Source organism: Streptomyces brasiliensis, assembly GCF_014647875.1.
In the GTDB taxonomy this organism is placed as follows: domain Bacteria; phylum Actinomycetota; class Actinomycetes; order Streptomycetales; family Streptomycetaceae; genus Streptomyces; species Streptomyces brasiliensis.
Genome location: NZ_BMQA01000008.1, coordinates 277,780 through 296,944, shown reverse-complemented (window position 1 = coordinate 296,944; position 19,165 = coordinate 277,780). Strand labels below are relative to the sequence as shown.

The 19,165-nt window shown below is 71.7% G+C and carries 14 protein-coding genes and 1 other RNA gene; 11 read left to right on the top strand and 4 right to left on the bottom strand.

Going from position 1 to position 19,165, the window contains the following annotated elements; all coding sequences use genetic code 11:
* Positions 1–25 precede the first annotated feature (25 nt).
* Together IEZ19_RS15830 and IEZ19_RS15825 are read right to left on the bottom strand one after the other, a co-directional pair.
* A complete protein-coding gene (locus IEZ19_RS15830; protein WP_189311824.1) occupies positions 26–1,405 on the bottom strand; it encodes an ABC transporter substrate-binding protein in 1,380 nt (459 codons plus the stop codon).
* 157 nt (positions 1,406–1,562) lie between these two features.
* Positions 1,563–5,072, bottom strand: a complete 3,510-nt coding sequence (locus IEZ19_RS15825) for an FHA domain-containing protein (protein WP_189311823.1) — start codon at positions 5,070–5,072, stop codon at positions 1,563–1,565.
* Between the two features lie 331 nt (positions 5,073–5,403).
* On the opposite strand from IEZ19_RS15825, the gene IEZ19_RS15820 reads away from it, so the two are divergent.
* The 4 genes from IEZ19_RS15820 to IEZ19_RS15805 all read left to right on the top strand — a co-directional run bounded on the left by IEZ19_RS15820 (position 5,404) and on the right by IEZ19_RS15805 (position 11,174).
* On the top strand, positions 5,404–7,077 hold the full coding sequence (locus IEZ19_RS15820; protein WP_189311822.1) for a serine/threonine-protein kinase: 1,674 nt from the start codon (positions 5,404–5,406) through the stop codon (positions 7,075–7,077).
* A gap of 144 nt (positions 7,078–7,221) precedes the next feature.
* Positions 7,222–8,469, top strand: coding sequence for a serine/threonine-protein kinase (locus tag IEZ19_RS15815; protein WP_189311821.1), 1,248 nt, complete (start codon positions 7,222–7,224; stop codon positions 8,467–8,469).
* A gap of 501 nt (positions 8,470–8,970) precedes the next feature.
* Positions 8,971–10,077 (top strand): peptide chain release factor 2, encoded by a 1,107-nt coding sequence (gene prfB, locus IEZ19_RS15810; protein WP_189311820.1) that lies wholly within the window; start codon positions 8,971–8,973, stop codon positions 10,075–10,077.
* Positions 10,078–10,370: 293 nt separating this feature from the next.
* Entirely contained in the window at positions 10,371–11,174 is an 804-nt protein-coding gene (locus tag IEZ19_RS15805) for an LPXTG cell wall anchor domain-containing protein (RefSeq protein ID WP_189311819.1), read from the top strand.
* A gap of 109 nt (positions 11,175–11,283) precedes the next feature.
* On the opposite strand, the gene IEZ19_RS15800 is transcribed toward IEZ19_RS15805, so the two are convergent.
* Entirely contained in the window at positions 11,284–11,475 is a 192-nt protein-coding gene (locus IEZ19_RS15800) for a hypothetical protein (protein ID WP_189311818.1), read from the bottom strand.
* Positions 11,476–11,723: 248 nt separating this feature from the next.
* Between IEZ19_RS15800 and ftsE the strand changes: the two genes are divergently transcribed.
* The 7 genes from ftsE (at position 11,724) to IEZ19_RS15765 (ending at position 17,954) form a co-directional block, all read left to right on the top strand.
* Positions 11,724–12,413: a cell division ATP-binding protein FtsE gene (gene ftsE / locus IEZ19_RS15795; protein ID WP_189311817.1), complete on the top strand. Its 690-nt coding sequence runs from the start codon at positions 11,724–11,726 to the stop codon at positions 12,411–12,413.
* A gap of 36 nt (positions 12,414–12,449) precedes the next feature.
* Positions 12,450–13,367 carry a permease-like cell division protein FtsX gene (gene ftsX / locus IEZ19_RS15790; protein ID WP_189311816.1) on the top strand — a complete coding sequence of 306 codons (918 nt, stop codon included), beginning with the start codon at positions 12,450–12,452 and terminating at the stop codon, positions 13,365–13,367.
* Between the two features lie 67 nt (positions 13,368–13,434).
* Positions 13,435–14,604, top strand: coding sequence for a S41 family peptidase (locus IEZ19_RS15785; protein WP_189311815.1), 1,170 nt, complete (start codon positions 13,435–13,437; stop codon positions 14,602–14,604).
* A 78-nt stretch (positions 14,605–14,682) separates the two neighbouring features.
* The gene (gene smpB, locus IEZ19_RS15780) at positions 14,683–15,162 is read left to right on the top strand and encodes an SsrA-binding protein SmpB (RefSeq protein ID WP_189311814.1); all 480 of its coding nucleotides are present in this window, start codon (positions 14,683–14,685) and stop codon (positions 15,160–15,162) included.
* A gap of 102 nt (positions 15,163–15,264) precedes the next feature.
* Positions 15,265–15,633: a transfer-messenger RNA gene (gene ssrA / locus IEZ19_RS15775) on the top strand.
* 385 nt (positions 15,634–16,018) lie between these two features.
* On the top strand, positions 16,019–16,876 hold the full coding sequence (locus IEZ19_RS15770) for a glycoside hydrolase family 18 protein (protein ID WP_229840353.1): 858 nt from the start codon (positions 16,019–16,021) through the stop codon (positions 16,874–16,876).
* Between the two features lie 94 nt (positions 16,877–16,970).
* Entirely contained in the window at positions 16,971–17,954 is a 984-nt protein-coding gene (locus tag IEZ19_RS15765; protein WP_189311813.1) for an extracellular catalytic domain type 1 short-chain-length polyhydroxyalkanoate depolymerase, read from the top strand.
* Here IEZ19_RS15765 and IEZ19_RS15760 read toward each other — a convergent pair.
* On the bottom strand, positions 17,921–19,156 hold the full coding sequence (locus IEZ19_RS15760) for an MFS transporter (RefSeq protein WP_189311812.1): 1,236 nt from the start codon (positions 19,154–19,156) through the stop codon (positions 17,921–17,923). The genes IEZ19_RS15765 and IEZ19_RS15760 overlap by 34 nt on opposite strands.
* Positions 19,157–19,165 lie beyond the last annotated feature (9 nt).

The window sequence follows — 19,165 nt, the reverse complement described above, 5'->3', positions numbered from 1 at the left end:
TCCGTGCAGTGCGGTCATCCGCGGATCAGCTCCCGCTGCCGTACGCCGCCGCCGCTTCCTTCTCCAGCTTCGCCTGGGTGCCTGCGACATCCGTCGGGTTCTTCAGGAAGTCCTGGAGGTCCTTCCACTCACCCTTGCCGGGCGTACCGCCGAAGGCCTGCGGGGCCTGGTCCGACATGTCGAAGCGGAAGTCGTCGCCTGAGGCGATCAGCGCCTTCGCGATCGTGCGCTGCACCTCGTTCGGGTACGCCGAGTTCGGGACGTTCTTGTTGGGCGAGAGGTAGCCGCCCAGCTTCGCCTGGATCGTCGCCGCGTCCGGCGAGGCCAGGAAGGTGGCCAGCGCCTGCGCCGCCTTCGAGTCCTTCAGGATCACCGCGGCGTCACCACCGGAGACCACCGGCGCGGTCGAGCCCACCGACGGGAACGGGAACACCTTCGCGTCCGTGCCCACCTTCGCCTTGGTCTCACCGATGTTGACCTGCGCGAAGTCGCCCTCGTAGACCATGGCCGCCTTGGGCTGGTCGCCGCCGGTGAAGGTCTGCGTGACCGAGGCCGGGAACTCCGTCTGCAGCGCGCCGTTCGCGCCGCCCGCCACATAGTCCTTCTTGCCCCAGACCTGGGCGAGCGTGGTCAGCGCCTCCTTCACGGAGGGGTCCGTCCACTTGATCTTGTGCTGGGCGAGCTGGTCGTACTTCTCCGGGCCCGCCTGGGAGAGATAGACGTTCTCGAACCAGTCGGTCAGCGTCCAGCCGTCGGCGCCGCCGACCGAGAACGGCGTGACGCCCGAGTCGTACACCGCCTGCGCCGCCGTCAGCAGCTCCTGCCAGGTCTTCGGCTCCTTGGCGCCCGCGTTCTCGAAGGCCTTCGCGTTGTACCAGATCAGCGACTTGTTGGCGGCCTTGTAGTAGACGCCGTACTGCTTGCCGTCGACCTTGCCGATGTCCTGCCAGCCCTGCGAGTAGTTCTTCGCCAGCTCCGCTTGCGCCTCGGCGCCCAGCGGCTTGGCCCAGCCCTTCTCCACGGCCTGCTTGATCGCGCCGGGCTGCGGCAGCAGCGCGACGTCCGGCGGCTGACCGCCCGCGATCTTCGAACCGAGGAAGTTGATGATCGGGTCCTGGGCCGGCACGAAGGTGACCTTGGCGCCCGTGCGCTTCTCGAACTCCGCGAGGACCTGCTTGAAGTTCTTCTGCTCGCCGCCGGTCCACACGGCGGCGACCTCGAGGCTCGCGCCGTTCAGCTTGGGGAGGGTGACGGTGCCGGCCGACTGGCTCGCGGTGCTGCCGCCGTCGTCCTTCTTGTTGTCGTCACTGCCTCCGCAGGCGGTGAGCGTGAGCGCCCCCGCGAGGAGGACGGCGAGAGTGGTGACGGCCCTGTCTGTCCGGATGGTGCTGCTCATGATGCGCATCACTGCCCCGTTCTTCGTTCTTCGTTGAACGTCCGAGCGCTGTCCCGTGCCGACTGGTGTATGCCCGGCGACTTGAACGCGGCAAGAGCGCCCGTGCGCGTTACCGGGAGATCGTGACCGGCTCGTGATCAGTGGGCCGGTACGAAGTCGACGTCCGCTACAGAAGTGACGGCATGCGTGCGGCCGAGACCTCTCTCGCCGCTCTTTCGACCGCGCTGGCCAGCAGAGCCAGGTCCGTCGGGCCGTTGCCCAGTTCGCGGACCGGGCGGCTGGCCGGGGGGTCGCCCATGCGGTGCCAGTCCAGCGGGACGACCGTGGGGCGCTGGGTCGCCGTGCGCGGGATACGGCCCGTCACGCGGCCGCCCTGGAACGCGGTGACCCGGCCGTCCGCCGAGGTCAACCGCCCGCGCCCGGGCGCCGGCTCCTCCGGGCCGGGGGCCGGGGCGTCCAGGGTGACGCGGAGCGTGGCCCGCCGTGCCGGTTCCGTCTCCGCCGTACGGCCGCCGAGGCCCGCCGCCGCGACCAGGTGGACGCCGAGCCGATCGCCCTCCTTGGCCACCGCCTCCAGGGTCCGCATCACCGACCCCGCGGCGGGACGGCCCGGCGAGCCGAGCGCGGGGGAGACCAGCGCGTCCAGGTCGTCCACGACCACCGCGAGCCGGGGCAGCGGCGGTGCCGCCTCCGTCTGCCCGGCGGCGCTCGCCGCGGGCCGCAGCCGCAGCGTCGAACTCGGCGGCGAGTCGATGTCCCCGGTGCCGGACGCGGTGGGCCGCCCCGCCGCCGCGCGCTGCGCGACGAAACGGCCCGACACCTCGCGCTGCGCGTGCCACTCCGCGAAGCCGGTCCGCCCCAGCAACTCGGCCCGCCGCTTCAGCTCGGCGCTCAGGGACTGCGCGAACTCCCGCATGCGGACAGGGTCGTTGGCGGTCAGATGGGTGGTGACATGCGGTATGTCCGTGCACACCCGCAGGCCCTCGCCGTGGCCGCCGGCCGTGCCGACGCCGTCCCGGCCGTCGATCAGGACGACACCCAGACGGTCGGGGCGCTCGGCCGCCGCCAGCGAGGCGACCACGGCCCGCAGCAGCTCCGTACGGCCGCTGCCGGGCGGCCCTTCGATCAGCAGATGTGGACCCTCGGCCACCAGGTCGGCGCAGAGCGGGCCGCGCGGACCGGCACCGAGCACGGCCCAGGCCCGCCCGCCGAGCGACTCCTTGTCGTCGCCCGCGTCCGCCCAGCGCGCCATCAGCGAGGCCGGGGTGGCCCGGGCGAGTCCCAACTCGTCGAGCAGACGTGCCGACTGGGGCAGCGGGGTGGCCACGCGCGTGTGCCGCTCACTGCCGGTGCCGTCCGTGCGCAGCGGCGCCATCGCCCGCGCGAACCGCTCGGCCCAGGCGCCGGAGACGGCGTCCACGGCGGCGACCGTGCCCGCACCGACCGGACCGGCCGAGCCGGTACGGCCGTCCGGCGGGGCGACCCGCATCAGATGCAGCGCGGTGGCCACGTCACCGCTGAGCAGCGCCACGGCCCCGCACGCGCGGAACGTCGGCGCCACCGCGCACGCCGCCTCGTACGTCTCGGTCACCGGCGAAGAAGGGGAGGCGGGCGCCGTCTCGGCGAGGCACACGATGTGCACCCCGGCGCGCGGCCCCTCGGCCGCCAGCCGCGCCACCGCCTCACGCAGCCCGGCGCCGCCCGGATCGCCGTCCACCACGACGACCGTGTACGGCCCGGGGAAGCCGCCCGCCGCGTCCGCACCGGCGTCCTCCCGCGCCCAGGAGGGCCGCCGTCCTGGGAGCAGCTCCTCGTCGGGCACCCGGTGTCGCACCGCCGTCCCGTCCGCCACGTGGTCCTCCACGCGGCGCAGCAGCTCCTCCGTGCGGGCGGCGGCCTGCTCGCGGTCGTAGGCGAGCAGCAGCCGGCAGTCCTGGCCGTGGCCCGGACGCAGATGCGGCAGCCAGCCGAGCCAGGACCATTCTGCGGTGCGCTCCTCCAGGGAACGGGTGCGGTCCGCGCTGATCAGCACGATCTCCAGCGTGTCCGGGGAGTGCAGCGCGGCGAGCTGCGCCAGCACCGCGCGCGCGAGGCCGGACAGCCGCGCGCGCGGTCCGGCGAGGCCGAGGGCTCCGGCCTCCCGCAGATCGGCCGTGACCGGTACGGCGGGCAGCAGGCCCGAGCCGTCCGGGGCCGTCCGGTCCGCCGTGCCGAGCCGGACCGTGAGCGTCTCCGGGTGACCCGGCCCGCGCTCCCACAGCCGGGGGCCCGGGCCCAGCGCCGTCAGCAGCAGTGCCGCCGGGTCCGGCCAGGTCTCGGGCAGGAGCGGGTTTCCCGGGGTGGGTGTGCCGGTGCCGGCGACACCGGCGGTGCCGTGGCTCTCGCGGCCGGTGGCCGACGCTTCGATTCGCCCGCCGGCCAGCCGCCGCGCCCAGGCCCCGATCCCGCCGCGCCTGCGCACGCCGTGGGGGACGTCGGTGCCGCGGAGGGGGGTGCCTTTGCGGGTGCCGGTGTCCGTGGGGTCCGCGCCCGGGGCGTGGTGGTCGCCGTACGCGTGCAGGGGGGCGTTGCCGTCGGTTCCGCCGCCGTCGGGTGCCGTGCCGTGGGCCGCCGGACTGGGCGCCGGGGCGCCGGGGCCGCTGCCGAAGACTCTGGACGCGCCTGCGCCGCCGAAGTGGCCGCCGTGCGTGTCCCCGCCGGTGCCGGTGCCTGCCGTCGTGGTTCCGCGCGGTCCCGGAACCCCGCCCGGGAGCCCGCGCCTGCTCTCGATCCGAGGTGCGCCGCCCTGGCCCGGTACGACGGGCGGTTCCATCGGTGCGTGTTCCTGGGCCCGCGCACTCCAGCTCCCGGTGCCGTAGCCATGGTGCGCGGGTCCACCGGGCGCGGCCACGCGCGCGTCTCCGGCCGTACCCGGTGCCGCGGCGGGCGCGTCACCACCGCCGTACCCACCACCGGCCGCCTGCCCGTCCCCGTGTCCGGGGGCCGTGCTGCCGCCGTCCCCGGCCCCCGGAGCGACCCGCACGCACCCCTCGCCGTCCGGTGTCGTCGCCACCCGGGCCGCGGGTCCCCCGGACGGGGTAAGCCTCAGGGCCGATTCGCCGATGCGCAGCAGCGCTCCCGGGGCGAAGCGGACCGGGCGTCTGCCCACGCGTGTGCCGTCCAGGGCCGTGCCGTTCGTGGAGTCGAGGTCGGCGACCGAGACGCGGCCGTCGGCGGCGACCGTCACCGCGCAGTGCAGCCGGGAGACATCGGGGTCGTCGAGCGGGACGTCGGCGTCGGCGGAGCGGCCGATGGTGATCTGCCCGCCGTGCAGCAGATGGACTCCACCCGCGTCCGGGCCCGCGACCACGTGCAGCTGGGTCGGGGCGTCGTCCAGCTCGGGATGCGGCTCCGGTGCGGCGGGCGCGCCCAGGGACAGCACGGCGCCGTCGACCAGCGGGGGCTCGCCCAGCGTGCAGCGGCGGGTGTCCAGGCGCTCCGTGCCCGCGTAGAGCACGACCGGGGCGCCGCCCTCGCGGCCCGCCTCCGGGCTTCCCGAGACCGCCGAGGCCAGGCCGGACGCCACCGTCGCCAGGGCCGTGCCCGCGGGCGCCGTGACCAGCACGTCGCGGCGCGCGGCGCGGCCCCCCTGCGGGAGCGGGCCCAGCGGGTCAACGACGGTCAGCCGGATCTGCATCGGCGTCAGCGGTCCCTTCTGCGCGGGCGCGGACTACCCCCCACCCCACGAGCACGTCGGCCAGTACTGCAGGCATCCTCGCACCTGTCACTGACAACACGCCCGCGGCCCGGTGGTAAGTGATCTTGATTGGTCGGCTCTGCCCCTAAAAGTGCCTGACCAGGACCGCACTGACGATCGCTTGAGATCGGTCGTGTCAGGGTTCGGCAACCAGGCGACCGAGGCGAGCGTCTTTCCTTCGAACATGCTCGGGAAGGTGTACGTACCGGGCACTACAGTGGTTCGGAACATCTGGTTCGGAACACCAGCAACCAGCTAGGGAGCGCATGACGTGCGGCCGGTAGGCAGCAAGTACCTCCTCGAGGAGCCGCTCGGACGCGGCGCCACGGGGACCGTCTGGCGAGCCCGCCAGCGAGAGACCGCGGGCGCCGAGGCGGCCGTGCCGGGGCAGCCTGGTGAGACCGTCGCGATCAAGGTCCTCAAGGAGGAACTCGCGAGCGACGCGGACATCGTCATGCGGTTCCTGCGGGAGCGCTCCGTCCTGCTCCGGCTGACCCACCCCAACATCGTCCGGGTCCGCGACCTCGTGGTCGAAGGCGATCTGCTGGCCCTGGTCATGGACCTCGTGGACGGCCCCGACCTGCACCGCTACCTGCGCGAGAACGGCCCCTTCACGCCCGTAGCCGCGTCCCTGCTCACCGCCCAGATCGCCGATGCGCTCGCCGCCAGCCACGCCGACGGCGTCGTGCACCGCGACCTGAAGCCCGCCAACGTGCTGCTCGCGCAGCAGGGCGGCCAGATGCACCCGATGCTGACCGACTTCGGCATCGCCCGCCTCGCCGACTCCCCGGGTCTCACCCGCACCCAGGAGTTCGTGGGCACGCCCGCGTACATAGCGCCCGAGTCCGCCGAGGGCCGCCCGCAGACCTCCGCCGTCGACGTCTACGGCGCCGGCATCCTGCTGTACGAGCTGGTCACCGGCCGGCCGCCGTTCGCCGGCAGCTCCGCCCTCGAGGTGCTGCACCAGCACCTGAGCGCCGAGCCGCGCCGCCCCTCCACCGTGCCCGACCCGCTGTGGACGGTCATAGAGCGCTGTCTGCGCAAGAACCCCGACGACCGCCCCAGCGCCGAGAACCTCGCGCGCGGCCTGCGTGTCGTCGCCGAGGGCATCGGGGTGCACGCCAACGCCGCGCAGATCGCCGCCGCCGAAGGGGTGGGCGCCCTGCTGGCCCCCGACCCCGCGCCGACCGCCGTGCCGGGCGTGCCAGGGGCCGCCGACCCGACGCACGTCCTGCCGACGGGCTCGGGCGCCGGGGCGTACGACCCGAACGCGGCCACCAGCGTGCTGCCGAACACCGGTGGCCCGGCGGGCGCCGCCGACCCCACCGCCGTACTGCCGCACACGGGCGCGGCCGACCCGACCGCTGTCATGCCGCAGGGGCAGGCGGGCCAGTCCGGGCAGCAGGGGGAGCAGCCGCATCCGTGGCAGACGCAACTGCGCGCGGCCCGGGACCGCAACGAGCAGACGCAGGTCCAGTACGTCGACCCCGACCAGGACCCACTGCGCCGCCGCCCCCAGCGGCAGGTGGCCCGGCCGCAGCAGCAGCCGCGGCCGGCGCAGCAGCGCCCGCAGCAGCAGGGGTACGGCTACCCGCAACAGCAGCAACAGCCGCAGCAGTACGCCCCGCCGCGGCACCAGCCGCAACGGCAGCCGCAGCGGTACTCGCCGCCTCCGGCTCCGGCGCAGCCGCAGCGGCCGGCCCGTGAGCCGCGGCAGCGCGGTGCCAACCCGATGAAGATCCCCGGGCTGGGCTGCCTCAAGGGCTGCCTGTTCACGGTCGTCATCCTGTTCGTCGTGGGCTGGCTCGTGTGGGAGCTCAGCCCGCTGCAGGGCTGGATCGGGACCGGGCGCAGCTACTGGGCCGAGCTGAGCCACTGGGCCGGGCAGGTCACCGGGTGGATCAAGGATCTGGGCGGCAATTCCGGAGGTTCCGGGAGCAACTAGAGCGACTGGACGTGCGGCCGGAGCTCGGCCGGCGTGCCGCTCTGGGGATTTGTCGACATCTGGCGGGTGATTTCCGTCGCCGTGGTGAAGGTTGGCTCGTCGGGCGCGTAGTTTTGTCGCCAACACGCGTCTGTAGGAGCAGTCTTGGCACGGAAGATCGGCAGCCGGTACACCGCGAACCAGATCCTGGGGCGGGGCAGCGCCGGCACGGTGTGGCTGGGCGAGGGGCCGGACGGGCCCGTGGCCATCAAGCTGCTGCGCGAGGATCTCGCGTCCGACCAGGAGCTCGTCGGACGCTTCGTGCAGGAGCGCACGGCGCTGCTCGGTCTCGAGCATCCGCACATCGTGTCGGTGCGCGACCTGGTGGTCGACGGCAACGACCTGGCGCTCGTCATGGACCTGGTCCGCGGCACGGATCTGCGCACCCGGCTCGAGCGGGAGCGACGGCTTGCGCCCGAGGCGGCGGTGGCGATCGTCGCCGATGTCGCGGACGGGCTGGCCGCGGCGCACGCCGCCGGGGTGGTGCACCGGGACGTGAAGCCGGAGAACGTGCTGCTGGACATGCAGGGGCCGCTGGGTCCGGGCGGCGCTCATCCCGCCCTGCTGACCGACTTCGGGATCGCGAAGCTCATCGACTCGCCGAAGCGGACGCGCGCCACGAAGATCATTGGGACGCCGGACTATCTGGCGCCGGAGATCGTGGAGGGCCTGCCGCCACGGGCCGCGGTGGACATCTACGCGCTCGCGACGGTGCTGTACGAGCTGCTGGCCGGGTTCACGCCCTTCGGGGGCGGACATCCGGGGGCGGTGCTGCGGCGGCACGTGACCGAGACGGTCGTACCGCTGCCGGGGATCCCCGACGAGCTGTGGCAGCTGATCGTCCAGTGTCTCGCGAAGGCCCCGGCGTCGCGCCTGCGGGCGTCCGAGCTGGCGGCGCGGCTGCGGGAGCAGTTGCCGTCGCTGGCGGGGATGGCGCCCCTGGACGTGGACGAGCCGGACGCGGAGCCGGGGGAGGACGGGCCGGAGCCCCCGGCGGCGGAGAGCGAACGAGAGCGGGAAGCGGAAGACACGGGGGTGGTACGGCGGCGGGGTGCGGTGCCGCTGGTCCCGGGAGCGAAGCCGGACTCCAACCGGGACACACATACGTCGATGAGGGTGCCGGGCCCCGATGAGCTGGCGGGCGGAGCACGGGGCACGGCACGGGTCCCCAGGGCGTCCGGGGTACGCCGCCCGGGCTCGGCACGGCACCGGGCAGCGGCACGGCGACGGAGGGTCACACTGGGAGTGGCAGGCGTGGTCCTGGTCGCGGCGATCGGAGCGGGCGCGTGGTGGGCCACGTCGGGCGACGACGCGGGGGCGACGCCGCGGGAGACTACGTCGTCCACGCCGTGACCTTTTGCCCACCCGCCCGCCCGACTCGGTAGGTGAAGAGGTCCCCTCGCCCTGGGGCTCCGCCCCAGACCCCTGCGGGGACTGCGTTCCCTGCGTTCCTGCGGGGACTGCGTTCCCTGCGTTCCTGCGGGGACTGCGTTCCCTGCGTTCCTGCGGGGACTGCGTTCCCTGCGTTCCTGCGGGGACTGCGTTCCCTGCGCTCCTGCGGGGACTGCGTTCCCTGCGCTCCTGTGGGGACTGCGTTCCCTGCGCTCCTGCGGGGCTTCGGCCCCGGGGCTCGACGGGGCTTCGCTCCGGACCCCAGCGGGGGCTCCGTCCTCTGCACTCTCGTGGATTTCGCCCCGGTCCCCGCCGGGATTCCGTCCTCTGCGCCCCGGCGGGACTTCGTCCGTGCGCCCTCGGCGGGGCTCTGTGCTCGGCCTCACCCCCATTTCCCCAGGTCACTCCCTATCCCCGCACACGTGGCCATCGCCCCAGGGCGGAGCCGTTACGCTTGATGGCGTGGCAGTCCTCGATGTATCCGAAGAGCTCAAGTCCCTCTCCTCGACCATGGAGTCGATCGAGGCCGTTCTGGACCTCGACAAGCTGAGGGCAGACATCGCCGTGCTCGAGGAGCAGGCGGCCGCGCCGTCCCTGTGGGACAACCCGGACGAGGCGCAGAAGATCACCAGCAAGCTCTCCCACCTCCAGGCCGAGGTCAGGAAGGCGGAGGCGCTGCGCGGGCGGATCGACGATCTCGCCGTGCTCTTCGAGATGGCCGATGAGGAGGACGACCCGGACACTCGCGCGGAGGCCGAGTCCGAGCTCGCCTCCGTCAAGAAGGCGCTGGACGAGATGGAGGTCCGGACGCTGCTCAGCGGTGAGTACGACGCCCGCGAGGCGCTCGTCAACATCCGCGCCGAGGCCGGCGGCGTCGACGCCGCGGACTTCGCGGAGAGGCTCCAGCGGATGTATCTGCGGTGGGCCGAGCAGCACGGATACAAGACCGAGGTCTACGAGACGTCGTACGCCGAAGAGGCGGGCATCAAGTCCACCACCTTCGCCGTCGAGGTGCCGTACGCCTACGGCACGCTCTCCGTGGAGCAGGGCACCCACCGGCTCGTCCGCATCTCGCCCTTCGACAACCAGGGGCGCCGTCAGACCTCCTTCGCCGGTGTGGAGATCCTCCCCGTCGTCGAGAAGTCCGACCACGTCGAGATCGACGAGTCCGAGCTGCGGGTCGACGTCTACCGGTCCTCCGGGCCCGGCGGCCAGGGCGTCAACACCACCGACTCCGCGGTGCGCATCACGCACCTGCCCACCGGCATCGTCGTCTCCTGCCAGAACGAGCGGTCGCAGATCCAGAACCGGGCCAGCGCGATGAATGTGCTCCAGGCCAAGCTGCTGGAGCGGCGCCGGCAGGAGGAACAGGCCAAGATGGACGCCCTCAAGGGCGACGGCGGCAACTCCTGGGGCAACCAGATGCGTTCGTACGTCCTGCACCCGTACCAGATGGTCAAGGACCTGCGTACGGAGTACGAGGTCGGCAACCCCGAGGCCGTGTTCAACGGCGAGATCGACGGCTTCCTCGAGGCCGGCATTCGCTGGCGCAAGCAGCAGGAGAAGTAAGAGGCGGATAGTTCAGCCTCGAACCAACTGCCGTCCCTGTGGCGGCAGTTGGCATTTGTCTGGGTTTTACATCACACTCACACACTTCAACTCCCGGCATACTTCCCTGAAGTGGACATGCTGCCCGTAGCGGCCTTGACGTTGCTTTAAAAGATGGGAAAAGTGAAGCGCGGCATGCGTATTTCTGGGGCGCATGTGAACCGGGGGACTTGAAGCACATCAGCTGCCTCCGTCGATCACGGCCAGCCCCATGCGCGGCACGTTGACCATCAGCTACTGGGGGTAGCAACCACATGACGAAGAAGACGCGGGTCCGGATCGCGCGGATAGCCGCCGGTGCCGTGATCGCCGCGGGCGCCTCGCTGACCGCAGCCGGCGCCGCTTCCGCCCTCGACATCGGCGCGAGCGTGGACGACAGCGGTGTCGCCGTGAACGTCAACCTGGGCGACGGCGAAGGTGACGACTCCGGCGGTACGTCCGGCGGTCCGTGCGACATCGTCGTCGATCCGGACTGCCCGCCCGGCGACACGACCGGCGGGAACAGCACGGGCGGTGACACGACCGGTGGTGACACGACCGGTGGTGACGCGACCGGCGGGAACAGCACGGGCGGTGACACGACCGGTGGTGACACGACCGGCGGCGACACCACGGGCGGTGACACGACCGGTGGCGACACCACGGGCGGTAGCACCACGGGCGGTGACACGACTGGCGGCAGCACCACCGGCGGCGACAACGGCAACTCGGGAGGCTCTGGCACCACCGGCGGCTCCAGTACCGGTGGTGACAACGGCGCCGGCGGCGGTAACGGAACCGGCGGCGACAACGGCAATGGCACCGGTGGTGGCAACGGCACCGACCCCGACGGCGGTTCCAACGCCTCCGCGCAGGAGGAGGGCTCCTCCGCCCTCACCGACACCGGCGCGGACAACACGGCCGACACCCAGCCCCAGGGCAGCGGCGATCAGCTCGCCGAGACGGGTGCCGCGCAGACCACCTTCTTGATCGTCGGCGCTGCCACCATGATCGCCGGTGGCATCGGCTTCCGCATCCTGCCGCGCCTCGCGAGCGGCCGGGGCGGCACGGCCGCCTGAGGTCGCCGCATTCGGTAGTCGTGTGTGCGCGGTGAGTGCACAACCTGTACGTCGAGGGGCCCGGAGCATATCGCTCCGGGCCCCTCGGTCGTCGCCAGGGACCTGCGCCCTACGCGGTCTGGTGCGCCAGCAGCGCCACGGTGGCGATCAACACCGCCAGCAGCGCGATGAGTGCCACCGGGTTCAGTCCCGCGAAGAAGCTCTCCTGCTGCAGCCGCTCGCGGTTGGCCCGGCACACGGGACACCGGCCCTCGCTCACGGGCGCCGCGCAGTTCGCGCACACCAACCGGTCGTACGTCATGCGCTCGCCCTCCTTGCACCGGCCTACGTACGTACAACGCCTACGGGAACGAGAACGTTCCCCCCTCCACTGTGCCAGGTTCCTCCGGAAAGAGCGCGGTCGCTCGGAAAGCTCCACCCCGCCTCCGCTCGGCCCGCGCCCTGTACAAAAACGCACAAGACGCATGCAACCCTCACCGGCGACTGCGCTCGTCCACTCGGTTCGCGTATGGTCACGCTCATCTACCCCCGGCGACCCGTGGTGCATCCGTGATCCGATTCGACAATGTCTCCAAGGTCTACCCCAAGCAGACCCGCCCCGCCCTCAGGGATGTCTCCCTGGAGATCGAGAAGGGCGAGTTCGTCTTCCTCGTGGGGTCCTCCGGCTCCGGAAAGTCCACCTTCCTGCGGCTGATCCTCCGCGAGGAGCGGTGCAGCCAAGGGCAGGTGCACGTTCTGGGCAAGGACCTCGCGCGCGTCTCCAACTGGAAGGTGCCGCAGATCCGGCGCCAGCTCGGAACGGTCTTCCAGGACTTCCGGCTCCTGCCGAACAAGACGGTCGCGGAGAACGTGGCCTTCGCGCAGGAGGTCATCGGCAAGTCACGCGGCGAGATCCGCAAGTCCGTGCCGCAGGTGCTCGACCTCGTCGGGCTCGGCGGCAAGGACGACCGGATGCCGGGTGAGCTGTCCGGCGGTGAGCAGCAGCGCGTGGCCATCGCGCGGGCCTTCGTCAACCGGCCCAAGCTGCTCATCTGCGACGAGCCCACCGGCAACCTCGACCCGCAGACCTCCGTCGGCATCATGAAGCTGCTCGACCGGATCAACAGGACCGGTACGACTGTCGTGATGGCGACGCACGACCAGAACATCGTGGACCAGATGCGCAAGCGCGTCATCGAGCTGGACAAGGGCCGCCTCGTCCGCGACCAGGTACGCGGCGTCTACGGCTACCAGCACTGACCCGCGACCGTCCACGGAAAGGCTCAACCTGACGCCATGCGCCCTCAGTTCGTACTGTCCGAGATCGGTGTCGGTCTCCGCCGCAATCTGACGATGACGTTCGCGGTCATCGTCTCCGTCGCCCTGTCCCTGGCCCTCTTCGGCGGCTCGCTGCTGATGAGCGACCAGGTCAACACCATGAAGGGCTACTGGTACGACAAGGTCAACGTCTCGATCTTCCTCTGCAACAAGAGCGACGCCGAGTCGGACCCCAACTGCGCCAAGGGCGCGGTCACGGACGACCAGAAGAAGCAGATCCAGGCCGACCTCGGCAAGATGTCCGTGGTCGAGAAGGTCAGCTACGAGTCGCAGGACCAGGCCTACAAGCACTACAAGGAGCAGTTCGGCGACTCCCCGCTGGCCAGCTCCCTCACGCCGGACCAGATGCAGGAGTCGTACCGCATCAAGCTGAAGGACCCGGAGAAGTACCAGGTCGTCGCGACCGCCTTCGACGGACGTGACGGCGTCCAGTCGGTGCAGGACCAGAAGGGCATCCTGGACAACCTGTTCGGGCTCCTCAACGGCATGAACTGGGCCGCGCGGATGGTGATGGCGCTGATGCTCGTCGTCGCGCTGATGCTGATCGTCAACACCGTGCGCGTGTCCGCGTTCAGCCGGCGCCGTGAGACCGGGATCATGCGGCTGGTCGGCGCCTCCGGCTTCTACATCCAGGCGCCCTTCATCGCCGAGGCCGCGGTCGCCGGCCTCATCGGCGGCACGGTCGCCTGCGGATTCCTCGTCGTGGCGCGGTACTTCATCATCGACCACGGTCTGGCGCTGTCCCAGAAGCTCAACTTGATCAACTTCATCGGCTGGGACGCCGTGCTGACCAAGCTGCCGCTCATCCTCGCGACCAGCCTCGTGATGCCCGCGCTTGCCGCATTCTTCGCGCTGCGCAAGTACCTGAAGGTGTGACGCATGCCAAGAGGGCCGTACGGTCAACCGACCGTACGGCCCTCCGGCTTGTCCTAGACTCACCGGCATGTCAGGCCGCGACCCGTTCTGCCAGCCCCGCCGCATTCGCCGCGGGGCGGCCCTGACATTGGTCTTCGCCGGCGTCCTCGTCACCGGTGCGGCCACCGGCTCCTTCTCCGACTCCGGCCAGTCCGGGCGCGAATCCGCACAGGACGCTGCCCGCTCCGCCATCCGCCACGACGACGTCCAGAAGGCCGCGGCCGAGGCCCTCGCCGACGGCAAATCCCCCATGGAGGCGGCCGAACGGGCCGTCAGCCGCAGCAGGGACCGCTGGAGCGCCGTCTACTCCGAGGGTGAGTACCAGGAGTTCGAGGAGGCGCTCGACGGCGAGTACACCGGCGTCGGCCTGTGGGCGCGGCGCGAACGTGACGGCCGTATCGAGGTGAGCAAGGTGCAGCCCGGGTCGCCCGCGGCCACCGCCGGGATCCACAAGGGCGACCGCGTGCGCAGCGTGGACGGCAGCAAGGTCGACGGCCGTCCGGTCACCGAGGTCGTCGCCCTGCTCCGCGGTGACGCCGACGACGACGCCGCGGGCACCACCGTCCGCGTCGGCCTGGAGCGCGGCACACGCGTGTGGAGCGAGACGCTGCGCCGGGCAAAGCTGTCCACGGACTCCGTGACCGTCCGCAGGCTCCCCGCCGGGGTCACCGTCGTCAGGATCGCCGCTTTCACCAAGAGCTCCGGCGACGTCGTCCGCGCCGCCGTGCGGCAGGCCCCGGCCGGCGACGGGATCATCCTCGACCTGCGCGGCAACTCCGGCGGACTGGTCACCGAGGCCGTCGCCGCCGCCTCCGCCTTCCTCGATGGCGGGCTCGTGGCGACGTACGACGTCGACGGAGAGCAGCGCGTGCTGCACGCCTCCGGGCACGGTGACACCACCAGACCCCTGGTCGCGCTCGTCGACGGCGGCACGATGAGCGCGGCCGAGATGCTCACCGGTGCCCTCCAGGACCGCGGCCGGGCCGTCGTCGTCGGCACCCGTACCTTCGGCAAGGGCTCGGTGCAGATGCCCACCCGGCTGCCCGACGGCTCCGTCGCCGAACTGACCGTCGGCCACTACCGCACCCCGTCCGGCCGCACCGTCGACGGCCGGGGCATCACGCCCGACCTCGAGGTCGAGCAGCGGGCGCTGGAGCGGGCGGAAACCGTCCTCAGTGGCCTGGGCGACCCGTCGTAGTCGCTACGGCCCCCGTCGCCACCTCCCGTAAATACGCTTCCCGCGCACCCCCTGTGTGGTGCGAAAATGGCAGGCACTATGGCTAAGGAAAAAGGGCGCAAGCTGATCGCGCAGAACAAGAAGGCGCGGCACGACTACCACATCCTCGACACCTACGAGGCCGGTCTGGTCCTCATGGGCACCGAGGTGAAGTCACTGCGCTTGGGACGGGCCTCGCTCGTGGACGGCTTCATCCAGCTGGACGGCCACGAGGCGTGGCTGCACAACGTCCACGTGCCCGAGTACACCCAGGGCACCTGGACCAACCACAGCGCCCGCCGCAAGCGGAAGCTGCTGCTGCATCGCGACGAGATCGACAAGCTGGAGTCCAAGTCGCAGGAGACGGGTCACACGATCGTGCCCCTCGCCTTGTACTTCAAGGACGGCCGGGCCAAGGTCGAGATCGCGCTGGCGAAGGGAAAGAAGGAGTACGACAAGCGCCAGACGCTGCGGGAGCAGCAGGACCGCCGCGAGGCGGACCGGGCGATGGCGGCGGCGCGGCGGCGCCAGCGGGGGTAGCCGGGAATACGCTGGCACGGACCTGCGTTGGTCACGTACGATGTAAGTGCACTCCACAGCGGGTGCGTGTGGCCCTCTCCGGAGGGTTTGAAAAATCAACATGGGGATGATCGGTTTCGACAGCGGCTGTCGAAGCAGGGGAAGCGTGTCGAGGAAGCGGCCATGATCTCGTAAACCACAGGCCGAAAAAAATAATCGCCAACACCAAGCGCGATTCCTTCGCCCTCGCTGCCTAAGTAGCGACTTGCGAAGTGTCAGCCCGGGGCTGTTCCCGACCCGGATCCTGGCATCAGCTAGGGAACTAAACCTTGATCCCGGTCACGGGGTGAAGAGGGAAACCAAACAGTGACTGAGCCCGTCGGCGACTTGTTCGCGTGATCGCCGGGGCCGAGAAAAGCACAGCGAACTGCACACGGAGAAGCCCTGATTCTGCACCGTTGGACGCGGGTTCGATTCCCGCCATCTCCACGATTCCCATGTTGAAGGCCCGGTGGTCACAGACCGCCGGGCCTTCGTCGTGCACGGCCCTCGGTCCGCCCCCTTGCCGGATTGGTCTGGACCTGTCACGCTGCCCGCGGCCACCCCCCGCATTCCGTATCCGCTCCCTCCCGGAAGGTTACGTATGCGCCGCAGACCGCTCGCCGTGCTCGGGCTGCTCACCGCCCTGCTCGTCCCGTACGCCCCCGCCGTGACCACCGCCTCGGCCGCCACCGCCACGCCGGCGCAGATCTACGGCGCCTGACACTGTTCCGACGACGCCTGTACGTGGGGCACCGTCCGCACGGTCCCCGAGTTCGACTCGCAGAACCACTGGCTGATCGACCGCGGTGACGGGCGGCCCTCCGTCAACCTCGTCGTGCTCAGCTTCGTCGAGCCGCTCAAACTGCTGCACGGCACGAACGACGCGACGACCGTGAACGGCGTGCCCAAGGGCATGACCCGCGACATCGTGCAGTACTTCACCACCCACGGGGTCCGCGTGATGCTCTCCATCGGCGGGATCACCTACACCGACGCCTGGGACGCCGCCCTCGCCGAGAACGCCCCGCTGCTCGGCCGGCGGGCCGCGGCCCTCGCGAGCGACCTCGGCGTCGGCATCGAGATCGACTACGAGCAGAACACCGACCCCGACCTCACCGGGCTGCAGGCCTTCATCGACGCCTACCGGGCCGCGCACCCGTACGACGCCTCCGGCGCCGACCCGACCGCCCGGCTCACCATCGACACCGCCGCCGGCGACCGCTGGCTGATCGGCATCAACCGCAAGGCCACCGCCGACTGGCTGCGCACCGACACCCCCGTCCTCGACTACGCCAACGCGATGGTGCCCGCCCGCCAGCCCTCCGCCGGTTCCGCGATCGCCAACTGGCAGGAGCACGTGGACGGCAAGCCGACATACTCCCCGCCGGTCCCGCCGCTCGCGCCCGCCAAGTTCACCGGCGCCGTGTACATCGGCGACCAGAACAAGTCCCTGCCCGAGTGCACGGACTTCGCGAACTCGCTGCAGAAGTCGACGGGTTCGTTCACGCAGACCGTCGCGCCGAACGGGGCCGGCACCGGCTCGGGCATGCTCGGCTACATGTTCTGGGCCGCCGAACGCCCCGCCACGCGCGGCATCGGCACCACCCCGCCGAACACCTGCGAGGGCGGGGTCGGCGCGGGTGCCACCGCGTACGGCATCCCGCTCCCGATGCCCGCCCTGCGCCGGGGCTGAGCCCGCCACACGCGCCAACCCCCAGCCCGTGACGCCGAGTTGTGGTGTCCCGGGCCATATCGGGAGGCCGTTCACGCTTCTACGGTCCCTCCCCATGACACAGACCAGAGCCGCACGTCACCGCCTCACCGTCCTTGCGACGCTCCTCGCCGCCCTGCTGGCCGCCCTCCTCACCCCCGGCCGCGCCTCGGCCGCCTCCCTCCAGGAGGTCACCGGCTTCGGCTCCAACCCGGGCGCCCTGCGCATGTTCCGGTACGTCCCCGACGGTCTGCCCGCCGGACGGCCGGTCGTCGTCGCCCTGCACGGCTGCACCCAGAACGCCTCCGGCTACGGCACCGGCAGCGGCTGGCTCCAACTCGCGGACCGCTGGGGCTTCTCCGTCGTCCTGCCCCAGCAGACCTCGGCCAACAACCTCACCTCCTGCTTCAACTGGTTCCAGACCGGAGACATCACGCGCGGCCAGGGCGAGACCGCCAGCGTCGCGCAGATGGTGGACCGGCAGCTCGCCGACGTCTCCGGCGACACCTCACGGGTGTACGTCACCGGGCTGTCGGCCGGCGGCGGGATGACCTCCGTGATGATGGCCGCGTACCCCGAGAAGTTCGCCGGCGGCGGTGTCGTCGCCGGGCTGCCGTACGGCTGCGCGCAGGCCGCCGGTTCGCCGTACGTGTGCATGTACGCCGGTGCCACGCAGACCGCGAAGCAGTGGGGAGACCGGGTGCGCGCCGCCCGCCCCGGCTACCCCGGACCCTGGCCGGTCCTCACCGTCTTCCAGGGCGGCGCCGACTACACTGTGAACCCCGTCAACATGACGGACCTGATGAAGCAGTGGACCGATGTGCAGGGCGCCGACCAGACCGCCGACGTCTCCGACACGGTCGCCGGATATCCGCACAAGGTCTTCCGGAACCCGGCCGGGACCACGGTCGTCGAGACGTACAGCATCACCGGTATGGGCCACGGCCAGCCCGTCGACCCCGGCACGGGGACCGAGCAGTGCGGAACGGCCGGGGCGTACATCCTCGACGTCGACCTGTGTGCCGCCTATCGGCTCGGCCGGGCCTGGGGGCTGGGCTGAAGGGCTGCGGCCCGGCGCCTCGAACTCAGCGCTCCCGAGGCTGAGTCGATCAGCAGTGCCACGGCCGCCGCCGCGACCGGTACGGCGTAGGCGGCGGCCGGGGAGAGGTGCTCCACCGCCGAACCGCCCACCGCCGAACCGCAGGCTATGCCGATGAGCAGGCCCGTGACGACGAGACTCATGCCCTCGTTCAGCCGCCCTTCCGGGGTGCGCCGCTGGACCAGTGTCATCGCGGTCACCATGGTCGGGGCGGTGGCCATGCCCGCCGCCAGCAGGGCCGGCGCCAGCGCCCACAGGGAGCCCGTCGCGCGGGCGGCGAGCAGCGGGAGCGACATCAGGACCGTCATCGCACCCAGGCACCGGGTCAGACGCGGCGTCGCCGGTTTCCGGGCGCCGTACAGCAGGCCCGCCGCGCACGACCCGGCCGCCTGGAGCGCCAGCACCGGCCCAGCCGCCGAGCGGTGTCCCAGCGCGTCCGCGTATGCGATCGTGACGACCTCCATCGACCCGAACACGGCACCCGTGGCGACGAAACAGGCCAGCAGGGGAGGAAAGCCGGGGGTGCGGATCGGGGACACGGCCCGGGTGAGCGCGCGCGGCGGTGGCTCCGTCGAGCGCTGGGCGGTGAACAGCAGCATCCCGGCGAGCAGCAGGGCCGCACCCGCGAGCGTGCCCGCCTCCGGGAAGAACGCGCCGGTCAGGAAGGACGCCAGGACCGGCCCCAGCATGAAGCACAGCTCGTCCGCCGCCTGCTCGAAGGCGTTCGCGGTGTGCAGGGCGCCCGGGTCGTCCCGCAGGAGATGCGCCCAGCGGGCGCGGGACAGGCCGCCGATGTTGGGGGTGGTGGCGGTCGCGGCGTAGGCGGCGAACAGGGTCCAGCCCGGGGCGTCGTAGCGAACGCACAGCAGCAACGCGAGGCTGCCGAACACCGCGGCGACCGTGGCCGGCACGGCGACCCGGGCCTGTCCGTGCCGGTCGACGAGCCGCGCGAGCCACGGTCCGACGACGGCCGTCGCCGCGAGGCCGGTGGCGGTGACGGCGCCGGCGAGAGCGTACGACCCTCTGGACCCCGCGATCATGACGACCGCGCTCACGCCGAACATGCCCATGGGCAGGCGGGCGACGAGATTGCCGGCGGTGAAGGCCCGGGTGCCGGGCACGGCGAACAGCCGGCGGTAGGCGCCGGTCGGGGGCTGAGGCATGGCTCCACG